We start from the raw sequence: 12242 nt of genomic DNA, 5'->3' as shown, positions 1-12242 counted from the left end.
CGGGGTGACGAGAGGTTACAAGGCCGCCCAATCCACCGGCGCGTGCCGGTCCAGAAACCGCGACTGGTCCGCCAGCGGGTATTTCAGCCCCGTCGCGCAGTTGAACAGGACGGCCTTCTCCTCCGCATCCACCAGCCCCGCCGCCAGCGCATCGCGATACGCCGCCAGCGTCGCCCCGCCCTCGGGGCAGAGCAAAAGCCCGTCCTTCTTGCCCGCATCCTCGACGGCCTGCATCAGTGCCGCGTCGCTCACTGCCAGCGCCTTGCCCCCGCTCGCGCGCACTGCGTCGAGGATCAGGAAATCGCCTACCGCCTGCGGCACGCGGATCCCCGCCGCCACCGTATGGGCATCTTCCCAGCGCACCGCATGCCGCTCGCCCGCATCGAAGGCGCGGACGATCGGCGCGCATCCCTCGGCCTGCACTGCGTACATCCGCGGCCGCTTGCTGCCGATCCAGCCCAGCGCCTCCATCTCGTCGAACGCCTTCCACATCCCGATCAGCCCGGTGCCGCCGCCGGTGGGATAGAAGATCGCGTCGGGAAGCGCCCAGTCGAATTGCTCGGCAAGCTCGAGCCCCATCGTCTTCTTGCCCTCGATCCGATACGGCTCCTTGAGCGTCGACAGGTCGAACCAGCCGCGCGCCTCCTTCCCCGCACCGGCCAATTTGCCGCAATCGTCGATCAGTCCGTTGACCCGATAGACCCGCGCGCCCTGCGCGGCGATCTCGCGGACATTGATCTCGGGCGTGTCGTCCGGACAGAAGATCACCGCCTCGATCCCCGCCCGCGTCGCATAGGCAGCAGCCGCCGCGCCGGCATTGCCGTTGGTCGGCATCGCGATCGTGGTGACGCCGAGCTCCTTCGCCATCGCGATAGCCATCACCAGCCCGCGCGCCTTGAACGAGCCCGTCGGCAGCCGGCCCTCGTCCTTGACCCAGACATTGCCCGGCTCGCTGAGGAGCGGCACGATCGGCGTCGCGGTCTCGCCCAAGCTGACGATGTTCGCCGTGTGCCGCACCGGGAGCAGCTCGCGATATTTCCACAGGTCCGCCGGCCGGCCCGCCAGGATCTCCGGGGTCAGCGCATTCTTCACGCCGTCCAGATCGTAGCGCACCAGCAACGGCCGTCCGACCCGCGAAAGCCCGTGCAGCTGGTCCGCCGCGTAACGCTCGCCGGTCATCGAACATTCGAGATGGCTGACGAAGGTCGGCCGGTCGGCGGTGAGATTGTCATCGTGGCGCATGGCCTATCGCTTAGGCCACCCAAGCTCGGCGAGCACGGGGAAATGATCCGAGGTCTGCACCTCCCCCTGATGATCGGTGATCGTCGTCACACGCTTCGCCGTGAAGCCCCGCGTGAAGATCCAGTCGATCCTCTTGTCGGCCTTTCCGGTGAAATTGTGGAAGGTCATCTCCGGCCCCAGCTTCTGCGGCGCGCTGTCGCGGGCGTCGGTCAGCCGCGTGGCGAGCAGCTTGTGCGCTTCGCTCCCCGGCGTGGTGTTGAAGTCGCCGGTCAGCACCACCGGCAGATCGCCGGCCATCGCCTCGATCCGCTCGAGGATCAGCGCCGCCCCCTTGGTGCGCGCATCCTCGTCCTCGTCGCGATAGGGGAGATGCGTGTTGAACGCATAGAAGCGCCGCCCGCCCTTCACTGTCTCGAACAGCCCCCAGGTCACCATCCGCGGCAACGGATGCCCCCAGGTGATGCTGCCCACCACTTCCGGCGTGTCCGAGAGCCAGAACTGGCCCGATTCGATCAGCTTTAGCCGGTCGGTCCGGTAGAAGACGCCCATATGCTCGTCGGCATGCCCGCCGCGGCGATCCACCCCGAACCATGCATATCCCTTGAGCCGCGCGGCGAGGAAATCGCCCTGCACCTTGAGCAGCTCCTGCGTCCCGAACAGATCGGGCGCGGCCTTTTCCAGCATCGCCGCAGTCACTTCGCGGCGCTTGCTCCACGCATTGGCACCATCATTCTCGTTGGCGTAGCGGACGTTGAAGCTCATCACCTTGAGCGGCGCCTGCGCCATCGCCGGTCCGCCCGCGACCAGCAGCACCGCCAGCATCACTCTCCACAAAATCCGCATACCGAACTCCCATTTCACTGGGTCCGCATAGGCCACAGCTTTGTTTCGGGAGCGTTGCCCCATTGCGACGGCACGCGACCTCCCCATATCCGCCGACTATGAGCGAAAACAGCAATGCGTGGCACGGCACGACGATCCTCTCCGTGCGCAAATCGGGCAAGGTGGTCATCGCGGGCGACGGGCAGGTCTCGGCGGGCAACACCGTGATGAAGCCCAATGCCAAGAAGGTCCGGCCTTTGGGCGACGGCAAGGTGATCGCGGGCTTTGCCGGCGCTACTGCCGACGCCTTCACTCTGTTCGAGCGGCTGGAAAGCAAGCTCGAGCGCCATCAGGGCCAGCTGCTGCGCGCCGCGGTCGAGCTCGCCAAGGACTGGCGGACGGACAAATATCTCCGCAACCTCGAAGCGATGCTGATCGTCGCCGACAAGGACGTCACCTTGGTGGTCACCGGCAACGGCGACGTGCTCGAGCCCGAGGGCGGCGTCGCCGCGATCGGATCGGGCGGCAATTTCGCCCTCGCCGCGGCGCGCGCTTTGGTCGATTACGAGACCGACCCCGAAAAGATCGCAAGGGCTGCGATGAAGATCGCCGGCGAACTCTGCGTCTTCACCAACGACCGGCTGACCGTGGAGACACTCGACAGCGCCAATTAACCGTCATCCCGGCGGAAGCCGGGATCTCCCCGTTACGAAGCGTGCGCTCGCCGCATGCGATCCCGGCTTCCGCCGGGATGACGAGAATGGATCAATGAACGAGAAACTCACCCCCAAAGCCATCGTCGCCGCCCTCGACGCACACATCATCGGCCAGCACGACGCCAAGAAGGCCGTCGCCGTCGCGCTCCGCAACCGCTGGCGCCGCCAGCAGCTCTCGGCCGACCTCCGCGACGAGGTCACGCCCAAGAACATCCTGATGATCGGACCCACCGGCTGCGGCAAGACCGAGATCAGCCGCCGCCTCGCCAAGCTGGCCGACGCGCCCTTCGTCAAGGTCGAGGCGACCAAGTTCACCGAAGTCGGCTATGTCGGCCGCGACGTCGAGCAGATCGCCCGCGATCTCGTCGAGGAAGCGATCCGGCTCGAGAAGGAGCGCCGCCGCGCCGCGGTGAAGGACAAGGCCGAGGAAGCCGCGATGGGCCGCCTGCTCGACGCGCTCACCGGCAAGGATTCGTCGACCGCCACCCGCGAGGCGTTCAAGCAGCGCTTCCACGACGGCATTCTCGACCAGACCGAGATCGAGATCGAAGTCGAGCAGGCCCCCCAGATGCCGTTCGATATTCCGGGCGGCGGCGCCCAGATGATCAATCTCGGCGAGATGATGAAGGGCCTTGCCGGCACGCCGCTCAAGCGGCGGAAACTCAACGTCCGCGCGGCATGGGACAAGCTCGTCGAGGAAGAGGCCGACAAGCGCCTCGACCAGGACGAAGTCAGCCGCCAGGCGCTCGCCGACGCGGAGGCCAACGGCATCGTCTTCCTCGACGAGATCGACAAGATCGCGGTCTCGGACGTGCGCGGCGGATCGGTCAGCCGCGAAGGCGTCCAGCGCGACCTGCTGCCGCTGATCGAAGGCACCACGGTGGCGACCAAATACGGGCCGATGAAGACCGATCACATCCTCTTCATCGCCAGCGGCGCCTTCCACGTCGCCAAGCCCAGCGACCTGCTTCCCGAACTCCAGGGCCGCCTGCCGATCCGCGTCGAGCTGAAGGCGCTGACCGAGGAGGATTTCGTCGCGATCCTGTCGGACACCAAGGCGAGCCTCGTCCAGCAATATGCGGCGCTGCTCGGCACCGAGGGCGTGACGATCGATTTCACCGAGGACGGTATTCGCGCGGTCGCGAAAATCGCCGCAGAGGTTAACAGCGAACTCGAGAATATCGGCGCGCGGCGCCTTCAGACCGTGATGGAGAAACTGCTCGAGGAAGTCAGCTTCGACGCCGAGGACCGCGCCGGCACCACCCTTGCGATCGATGCGGCCTATGTCGACAAGCAGCTCGCGGCAGTGGCGCGCAACACGGACCTGAGCAGGTACGTGCTGTGATTATTGCGCAAATTTGAATTTGTTGCGATTTCGCAACGGTAGTCGACAAACTGATCAAAGTCGGCCGGAATCGCGTAAAAACGCTCGCGGCGCCGGCCGACCATAATTATGCGGCCGCTCGTTAACACGGGGGGACCAAATGAATAAGATGATCGTGGCGTCGCTTGCGGCGCTTTGCTTTGCCGTGCCTGCTTTCGCGCAGGAAGCAGCACCGGCGCCGGAAAAGGGCTATTTCGACGGCGTGTCGATCGCGGGCATCGTCGGCCTGGACGTGCTGACGATCCAGGAGAATGACGAAGCCGATGCCGCGCGCGACGTCGTCTTCGGCGGGTCGATCGGCTATGACAAGCAGGTCGGCAAGGTCGTGATCGGCATTCAGGGCGAAATCACTACCTCCAAGGCCGCATACAAGATCGAGGATCTGCTCGTGAACGGGGATCGTTTCGAATCCCGCGCCGGGCGTGACCTCTATGCCGGCGTCCGCGTAGGCCTGCCCACCGGCCGCACGCTGATCTATGTCGGTGGCGGTTATGTGAATTCGCAGCTGCGCTCGATCTACGAGGACGCCAGCGGCACGATCGACCAGACCGAGGAGAAGGGCGGATTCCGCGTCAGCTTGGGCGCCGAACTCCAGCGCAAGAACCTCTTCGGGCGTCTCGAGATGCGGTATCAGGATCTCGGCGACTACACGATCTTCGCCCTGCCGACGGGCTATGCCCGCACGCACACGCAGATCGTCGCGGGCGTCGGCGCGCGTTTCTGATCGCGTGAAAATCCTCCCTCGCGCAGCGGGGGAGGTGGCATGCGAAGCATGACGGAGGGGGCGTAGCCGCGAGCACATCGCCTGCGGCCAGGCCCCCTCCACCAGCTTGCAGCTGGTCCCCCTCCCCCGCTAAAGCGAGGGAGGAATTTCAAGTCACTCCTTCACATAGGGCGTGAACTGGCCGAAGCGGCAATAGGCGCCCGGGATCCGGCTACCGCGATCCACCGGCCGGAACATGTCGTTCCTGCAGATCTGCGAGCCGTGCAGCTCGACCACCAGGATCGAATCCGGGTCGAGCGAGGGGCAGTCCCCCGCCAGGTCGTTGCGCCAAACGCGGCTGCCGCTGCGATACAGGACCGTGTGCGAATCAATGATCTGCGGTCCATTGGTCTGCTGCGGCGAGGAGATGCAGTCCTGCGGCTTGCCCGCCACGCGCCCCTTCAGCGCGTCGGCCAAGTCGCGTTGCGCCTCCGCCTGGCGCGACGCCTGCATCTCGGCATTGGCGGTGCATCCCGCCAGCGCCAGCGCTCCCAGCATGATTGCCAACCGCATCTCTTCTCTCCCGTCTAGCGCGTATAGGGCGTGAACTTGCCCAGCGAACAGCTCCCCGACATGAACCCGCCGGTCGGCGCGCGCGTCTGGATGATGTCGCGATCGCAGGCCTGGCTGCCGAAGCTCCGCGAAACGACAATGTCGCCGCGGCGCAGCCCCGGGCAGCTGCCGACCACGTCGTTGCGCCACAGACGCTTGCGCCCGGCGACATAGAGGATCGTGCCGTCGAAGGTGCGGATTTCGTTATACTGGTCGCGGCGCAGGCATCGCACCGGCTCGCCCGGAGTCAGCCCCGCCAGCGCCTTGTCCAGCCGCGCCCGATCGCGCGCGTCCGATTGTTCGGCCCCTGCGGTGGCGGTGCAGCCGGCGAGAAGCAGGAGAACGGGGACGGCGACGCGGATCATCGAACACTCCTCAATGCCCCGCCATCCTATACCATCTCAGCCGCGGAAAATATCCTTGGCCGCGCGGCGCTCCGCCAGAATTTCAATGCTTTGCGCACGCAGGAACGGATTGGTCGCCTGTTCGAGCGCAATCGTCGTCGGCACCGTCGCCTCCCCCGCCGCCCGCGCGCGATCGACTGCGTCCATCCGGTCGCGGATCGCCGCATTGTCCGGCTCGGCGACGAGCGCATATCGCCCGTTCGACTGGGTATATTCGTGCGCGCAATAGACCCGGGTCTCGTCCGGCAAGGCGCCCAGCCGCTGCATGTTGGCGAACATCTGCGCCGCCGTCCCCTCGAACAGCCGCCCGCACCCCATCGCGAACAAGGTGTCGCCGACGAACACCAGTTCATCCCCGGCGAAGTGATAGGCGATGTGCCCCGCAGTATGGGCCGGCACTTCCATCACCCGCGCGACATGATTGCCCAGCCGCACTTCGTCGCCCTCGCCGACCAGCCGGTCCGCGGTGGGGATCTTCGCCGCCTCGGCCGCCGGCGCGATGACGGGCACGTTCCATGCTGCCTTCAAATCGGCGTTCCCGCCGGTGTGATCGGGATGCCAATGCGTGTTCCAGATCGCCGTCAGCCGCCAGCCCCGCTCCGCCAGCACTCGCTCGACACCGGCTGCTTCGGCCGGATCGACCACCATCGTCTCGCCGCTGCCGGGATCGTGGACGAGCCAGATGTAATTGTCGCTGAGCGCGGGAATTCGGACGATGTCGAGCATGCGGGCCAAGGTAAGCGCGCGACGGTCTCCGCGCCAGCCTCGGTTGGGCTGAGGACTCATATTCAAAAACGCGTCATCCCCGCGAAAGCGGGGACCCATCTCCTGAGCGAGCGGCAAAATGCACCGGTGCGTTTGTGGAAACTGTCGGAGATGGGTCCCCGCTTTCGCGGGGAGGACGAAGGGAGGCGGAATCCCGCAAGTTAAATCAACAACTTGAACGAATCCTCAGCCTAGCGGTCGAGCAAGGCAAGCGCCTCTTCGGCAAGCAGCCGGGTCAAATCCTCCGCCGGCATGGCTCGGGCGAGCGCCGCGCTTTGCCCGGCCCATAAGGGCGAATAGTCCGCCCGCCCCTCGGCTTCCGCCGCCGCGCGCAGCGGCGCGAGCGCGGTTGCGGCATAGGGAAAGGCCGGCGCAAGCGGCGAGATCGGCCCGAGTTCGTCGACGAGCCGATTGCGGAAACCCCGCGCTTCGCGGCCGGTGAACACATTGGTGAACACGGTCTCGGCCTCGCTGCCCAGCAAAGCCCGGTGCATCGGCGAAACCAGGCTCTCGGGCGTGGCGAGATAGGCCGTGCCCAGCTGCGCGGCGCTCGCGCCCAGCGCCAGCGTCGCGGCGATGCCGGCACCGTCGACGATCCCGCCCGCGGCGATCACCGGCACGTCGATCGCGCGGACGATCCGCCGCACCAGCGCCAGCGTGCCGATCGGCCGATGCCCTTCGAGGAACCATCCGGCATGCCCGCCGGCCTCGCTCCCCTGCGCGATCACCGCGTCGCAGCCCTGCCGCTCGAGGAAGCGTGCTTCGTCGACGGTGGTCGCGTTGCCGAACACCTTCGCCACTGCCTTGACCCGCGCGAGCAGTGTCGGCGCCGGCAGCCCGAAATGGAAGCTGACGATCTCGGGCCGCACCGCCTCGACCGCTTCGCACAGCGCCGCGTCGAACGGCCGCCGCAGCGCGCCGCCGCCCTCCGGTGGCGTTACGCCTTCGTGCGCATAAAGCGGGCCGAGCGCGCGCCGCCAGGCGCTGTCGTCGGGTGTATCATCGAGTTCGTGGCAGAAGAAATTGAGGTTGAGCGGCCCCTTCGCCGCCGCGCGCACTTCGGCAAGTTGCGCGCGTACTTCAATGTCCGAGAGCATCGCGCAAGGCAGCGAGCCCAGCGCCCCGCCCCGAATTGCGGCCGCCGCCAGCGCGACGCCGCCCGCGCCCGCCATCGGCGCCTGCACGATCGGAACCGCGGCGCCGGTCAGTTCGAGGAAACGGGCGGCGGCGGGAGTCACCAGGCGCCGATATTCGGCATCGACGCCCAGGGCTCGGCCGGCGCGAGAGGCTCGTCCGCCTGGAGCAATTCGATCGAGATATTGTCGGGCGTGCGCACGAACGCCATGTGCCCGTCGCGCGGCGGGCGGTTGATCGTCACGCCATTGTCCATCAGCCGCCGGCACGTCTCGTAGATATTGTCGACGCGGTAGGCGAGGTGCCCGAAATTGCGCCCGCCGGTATAGACTTCGGCCGCACTCCCGTCCTCGGGGGGCCAATTATAAGTCAGCTCGACCTCGGCCTTGGCGCGCTTGCCCGGGCCGTTCGAATCCTCGGGCGCGGCGAGGAAGATCAGGGTGAACCGCCCCTTCTCGCTCTCCATCCGCCGCACTTCCTCGAGCCCGAGCAGTTCGAAGAACCGCAATGTCGCCTCCGGATCGGTGATGCGGATCATGGTGTGGAGATAGTGCATGCGGCTTCCCGTCGCTGTTTGCCCGCGAGATAGGACTACGACTCCCCTCCCTGCAAGGGAGGGGTCGGGGGTGGGTGCCGACGCGCAAGCGTCGGCCCTCCAGCGCAATCGGAGGGGGCTCGCTAACGCTCGCACCCACCCCCAGCCCCTCCCTTGCAGGGAGGGGAGCAAGAAGATTACTTCTCCGCCGTCCCGAACTGCGTCAGCGCCTTGCGCGCCGATTCCGCCGTCGGGCTCCCCGGGGCCAGCTCGACCACCCGGTTCCAGGCGGTTCGGGCGCCCGCCTCGTCGCCGCTCACCGCGGCGATGTTACCTGCCTCAAGCTGGACCTGCGGATCGTCCGCCGAGCGGCGCAGCGCCTCTGCGATATCGGTCTTCGCGCGCGCCAGATCGCCCTGCCGCCGCGCCAAGGTCGCCGAGAGCAGCCACGCCAGCGGATCCGCCTTGGCGTCGGCCAGCGCCCGATCGAGATCGCCCCGCGCCCCTTCCATGTCGCCCGCCGCAACCAATGTCCGCGCCCGATCCAGCCGCGCCTCGCCCAGCGCCAGCCCGGTCAAATTCCCGCTCGCCAGCGCCGCATCGAGCGCCGCGCGCGCCTTGACCGGCTCGCCCGCTGCCAGCCAGGCATTGCCTGCCTGCGCCCAGTAATTCGCCGACCGCACGTCATGCGCGCTCTCCGCCGCCCGCGCGGCCTCCTCGAACGCCGCCGCTGCCGAGGGCCAGCGCTTCTGGTTGGCATAAGCGACGCCGAGGCATTGCCGCGCGAGCATCCCGCCGCCCTCCATGTTCCACTTCGCCGCCGCCGCCGCGCCCTGCGAGGGATCGCCGGTCGCGAGATCCATGCACTCGGCATAACGCGGCGGCTCCTGCCCGGGAGGCGGCGGCGCCGCGGTCGCGGCCTGAAGGCTCAGGAGGAGGAAGAACATAGGAATAAAACGTCCTCGACTGACCGGAGGATCAGCGCGAGGTCATTGTCGCGCGACAGCCGGTGGTCGCCGTCCTTGACCAGCACAATCTGCACCGCGTCTGAACGGAACAGCCCCGCGAGCGTCAGTGCGCGCTGCCACGGCACTTCGCTGTCGCGCTGCCCCTGCAGCAGCCGCACCGGACCGTCAAAGGCGATCGGCCCGGTCATCATCTTGTTGGCCTCGCCCGAAACCCAGAAATCGCGCGTCGTGACCGTCGGCGTGTCGCCATAGTCATTGGGCTGCTCGATCCGCCCGTCGCGCAGGATCAAGGCCTTTTCCGCATCGCTATAGCCCCAGTCGGTAAAGTCCGGCGCCGCCGCGATCCCGACCATGCCCACGACCAGCCCCGGCCGTTCTTTTCCGACCAGCAGCATCACCCAGCCGCCCATCGACGAGCCGACCAGCACCACCGGCCCCTCGACGACCATGTCGATCACGCGCAGCGCGTCGTCGCGCCACGAAGCGAGCGTCTGATCCTCGAAATCGCCTTCGCTCTCGCCGCACCCGGCATAATCGAAGCGCAGAAACGCCCGCCCGGTTCGCTGCGCCCATTGCTCGAGCGCCAGCGCCTTGGTGCCGTTCATGTCCGAGGCATAGCCGCACAGGAACACCACTGTCGGCCCGCGCCCGGGGGTATGGCGATATGCGAGTTTAGGGTGTTCGGGAACGTCAGGAGCGTCGGTCATCAGGGTGACCTAGCGGCCCCGCCAAGCGCCGTCACCCCGCCGCCGCGAACGTATCGCACTTCGCGGGATCACCGCTCTCCAGCCCCCGCTTCAGCCATTCCATCCGCTGTGACGACGTGCCGTGGGTGAAGCTGTCGGGCACCACTTCGCCCTGCCCCTGGCGCTGCAGCGTATCGTCGCCGATCGCGCTCGCCGCCGCCATGCCTTCCTCGATGTCGCCCGCCTCCAGCCGGCCGCTGCGCTTGGCCCAGACGCCGGCATAGCAATCCGCCTGCAGTTCGAGCAGCACCGACAATCTGTTGCCCTCGGTTCGCGAGGCGCGGCCCTGTGCCTGGCTGACCTTGGCCGACGTGCCTTCGAGATTCTGGATATGGTGCCCCACTTCGTGCCCGACGACATAGGCACGGGCGAAGTCGCCCTTGGCGCCGAAACGCTTGTCGAGTTCCTCGAAGAAGCCGGTGTCGAGGAACACGCCCTGATCGCCCGGGCAATAAAACGGCCCGACCGCCGAGGACGCCTGTCCGCACGCCGATTGCACGGAATTCTGGAAGAAGTTGATCGTCGCGGGCCGGTAACGCTGGCCGTGCTCCGCGAACACTTCGCCCCACACCTGCTCGGTGCTCGTCATCACTCGGCAGGCGAAGAGCTCGTCCTGGGTGTCGCATGCCTTGGGCGCGCCCTGCGTCTGGCCCTGCCGGGTCTGGGTGCCGCCACCGCCGCCGTTCAGCAGCCCGCCGCCGCCCATGCCGAAGAAGATCAACGCGACGATGCCGATCAGCGCGATTCCGCCGCAGCCCATGCCGCGCCCGAGCAGCAAAGGCAGCAGCCCCAGCAGTCCGAAACCGCCGCCGCCCCCGCCGCCGCCCGACCCGAAATCGCGCGCATTTTCGGTGGGATCGAGATCGTCGAGCCGCATCGGCCATTCCTTCGTCGTTAGCTCTCCGCAACAATGCGCGAGAACGACGTGCGTTGCACGACCCAAAATCCTCCCCGGCATGGGGAGGATCATGTTGCTCTCGCCTCCGCGTTGGGCCAAAGCCCCCACATGGCCGATGCCGAACCCCGTCCGCGCCGCCGCGTCGCCGGACTGCCGCTGCCGGAGTGCGTCGCGCTGGTGCTCCAGGGTGGCGGCGCGCTCGGCAGCTTCCAGGGCGGCGTGATCGAAGCGCTCGACGAAGCCCGCATCGAAGTCGATTGGGTCGCGGGCATCTCGATTGGGGCCGTCAACGCCGCGCTCTTCGCCGGCAATCCGCCGGAACTCCGCCTCCCGGCGATCAAGGCCTTTTGGGAAGGCGTCACCGGCGCGCTCCCCGATTTCTCGATTCCGCTGAGCGACACCGCGCGCGAATTTTCCCACGAATGGGCCGCGGCGACGGTGCTGATGGGCGGCGTCCCCGGCTTCTTCCAGCCGCGCCTGATCCCGCCGGCATTCGCCACGCCCGGCACACCCGCCGCGCTCAGCTTCTACGACAGTGCGCCGCTGCGCGAGACGCTGGACGCGCACATCGACTGGGACCTGCTCAACAAGGGACCCGTCCGCCTCTCGGTCGGCGCAGTCGATATCGCCAGCGGCAATTTCCGCTATTTCGACACCGCCGACGAGCGGCTCGACGCGCGCCATATCATGGCCTCGGGCGCGCTCCCGCCCGGCCTGCCCCCGATCGAGATCGACGGGCGGCAGTTCTGGGACGGCGGCCTCGTCTCGAACACGCCGCTAACCCACATCCTCGATCGCCAATGCGAGGACACCCTCGTCTTCCAGGTCGATCTCTTCCCCGCCGCCGCCGATCTCCCGCGCACGATCACCGACGTGCTTGCCCGCGAAAAGGAGATACGCTTCTCCAGCCGCACCCGGCAGGTTTCCGACGAGCGCCTGCGCCTGCGCAAGGACCGCGAGGCGATCCGCCGCGTGCTTGCCAAGCTTCCTGCCGATCTCGCCGACGACCCCGACGTCGCCGCTTTGCGCCTCCTCGCCGACGAGAAGCCGCTGAGCCTCGTCCAGCTGATCTACCGCGCCAATGCGTGGGAAGGCGGTTCGCGCGATTTCGAATTCTCCGCCCGCTCGATGCACGAGCATTGGCAGGCCGGCCGCGCCGCGGTTGCCGAGACGATGGCCAATGCCCGGCTGGTCGCCGAGAACATCCTCGACGGCAAGACCGCCGCCTTCGACCTCACGCATCGATGAGAGATCTCACCTCCACCCCCTTCGTCACCCCCGCGAAAGCGGGGGCCCATCTCCAGCAGGTTCCG

14 protein-coding genes are annotated in these 12242 nt (G+C 67.4%); 4 read left to right on the top strand and 10 right to left on the bottom strand.

Going from position 1 to position 12242, the window contains the following annotated elements; genetic code table 11:
* Window positions 1-15: 15 nt before the first annotated feature.
* The gene (locus tag ASE13_RS13755; protein ID WP_056616825.1) at window positions 16-1242 is read right to left on the bottom strand and encodes a threonine synthase; all 1227 of its coding nucleotides are present in this window, start codon (window positions 1240-1242) and stop codon (window positions 16-18) included.
* Between the two features lie 3 nt (window positions 1243-1245).
* Complete coding sequence (locus tag ASE13_RS13750; protein ID WP_056616822.1) at window positions 1246-2085, bottom strand: endonuclease/exonuclease/phosphatase family protein; 840 nt, start codon at window positions 2083-2085, stop codon at window positions 1246-1248.
* 98 nt (window positions 2086-2183) lie between these two features.
* On the opposite strand from ASE13_RS13750, the gene hslV reads away from it, so the two are divergent.
* The 3 genes from hslV to ASE13_RS13735 all read left to right on the top strand — a co-directional run bounded on the left by hslV (window position 2184) and on the right by ASE13_RS13735 (window position 4888).
* Window positions 2184-2738, top strand: coding sequence for an ATP-dependent protease subunit HslV (hslV, locus tag ASE13_RS13745; RefSeq protein ID WP_056616819.1), 555 nt, complete (start codon window positions 2184-2186; stop codon window positions 2736-2738).
* A gap of 94 nt (window positions 2739-2832) precedes the next feature.
* The gene (gene hslU, locus ASE13_RS13740) at window positions 2833-4125 is read left to right on the top strand and encodes an ATP-dependent protease ATPase subunit HslU (protein ID WP_056616815.1); all 1293 of its coding nucleotides are present in this window, start codon (window positions 2833-2835) and stop codon (window positions 4123-4125) included.
* Between the two features lie 139 nt (window positions 4126-4264).
* Entirely contained in the window at window positions 4265-4888 is a 624-nt protein-coding gene (locus ASE13_RS13735) for an outer membrane protein (RefSeq protein ID WP_056616813.1), read from the top strand.
* 153 nt (window positions 4889-5041) lie between these two features.
* On the opposite strand, the gene ASE13_RS13730 is transcribed toward ASE13_RS13735, so the two are convergent.
* The 8 genes from ASE13_RS13730 to ASE13_RS13695 form a co-directional block, all read right to left on the bottom strand.
* Window positions 5042-5440: a DUF6491 family protein gene (locus ASE13_RS13730; protein ID WP_235536981.1), complete on the bottom strand. Its 399-nt coding sequence runs from the start codon at window positions 5438-5440 to the stop codon at window positions 5042-5044.
* 14 nt (window positions 5441-5454) lie between these two features.
* Window positions 5455-5844: a hypothetical protein gene (locus ASE13_RS13725; RefSeq protein ID WP_082596791.1), complete on the bottom strand. Its 390-nt coding sequence runs from the start codon at window positions 5842-5844 to the stop codon at window positions 5455-5457.
* 36 nt (window positions 5845-5880) lie between these two features.
* On the bottom strand, window positions 5881-6609 hold the full coding sequence (gloB, locus tag ASE13_RS13720) for a hydroxyacylglutathione hydrolase (RefSeq protein WP_056616811.1): 729 nt from the start codon (window positions 6607-6609) through the stop codon (window positions 5881-5883).
* Between the two features lie 230 nt (window positions 6610-6839).
* Window positions 6840-7886 (bottom strand): NAD(P)H-dependent flavin oxidoreductase, encoded by a 1047-nt coding sequence (locus tag ASE13_RS13715; protein WP_235536980.1) that lies wholly within the window; start codon window positions 7884-7886, stop codon window positions 6840-6842.
* The gene (locus ASE13_RS13710; protein ID WP_056616808.1) at window positions 7883-8338 is read right to left on the bottom strand and encodes a VOC family protein; all 456 of its coding nucleotides are present in this window, start codon (window positions 8336-8338) and stop codon (window positions 7883-7885) included. The genes ASE13_RS13715 and ASE13_RS13710 overlap by 4 nt, the downstream gene beginning before the upstream one ends.
* Before the next feature lie 176 nt (window positions 8339-8514).
* Window positions 8515-9264, bottom strand: a complete 750-nt coding sequence (locus ASE13_RS13705; protein WP_056616806.1) for a tetratricopeptide repeat protein — start codon at window positions 9262-9264, stop codon at window positions 8515-8517.
* Entirely contained in the window at window positions 9246-9992 is a 747-nt protein-coding gene (locus tag ASE13_RS13700) for an alpha/beta hydrolase (protein ID WP_056616804.1), read from the bottom strand. Before ASE13_RS13700 ends, ASE13_RS13705 begins: the two co-directional genes overlap by 19 nt.
* Before the next feature lie 31 nt (window positions 9993-10023).
* Window positions 10024-10908, bottom strand: coding sequence for a neutral zinc metallopeptidase (locus ASE13_RS13695; protein WP_056616798.1), 885 nt, complete (start codon window positions 10906-10908; stop codon window positions 10024-10026).
* Between the two features lie 129 nt (window positions 10909-11037).
* Here ASE13_RS13695 and ASE13_RS13690 point away from each other — a divergent pair, with 129 nt between their 5' ends.
* Complete coding sequence (locus tag ASE13_RS13690) at window positions 11038-12177, top strand: patatin-like phospholipase family protein (protein WP_056616796.1); 1140 nt, start codon at window positions 11038-11040, stop codon at window positions 12175-12177.
* Window positions 12178-12242 lie beyond the last annotated feature (65 nt).

The organism is Sphingomonas sp. Root241 (genome assembly GCF_001428865.1).
Classification (GTDB): Bacteria; Pseudomonadota; Alphaproteobacteria; order Sphingomonadales; family Sphingomonadaceae; genus Sphingomonas.
This window is presented reverse-complemented; position numbering and strand designations above follow the sequence as displayed.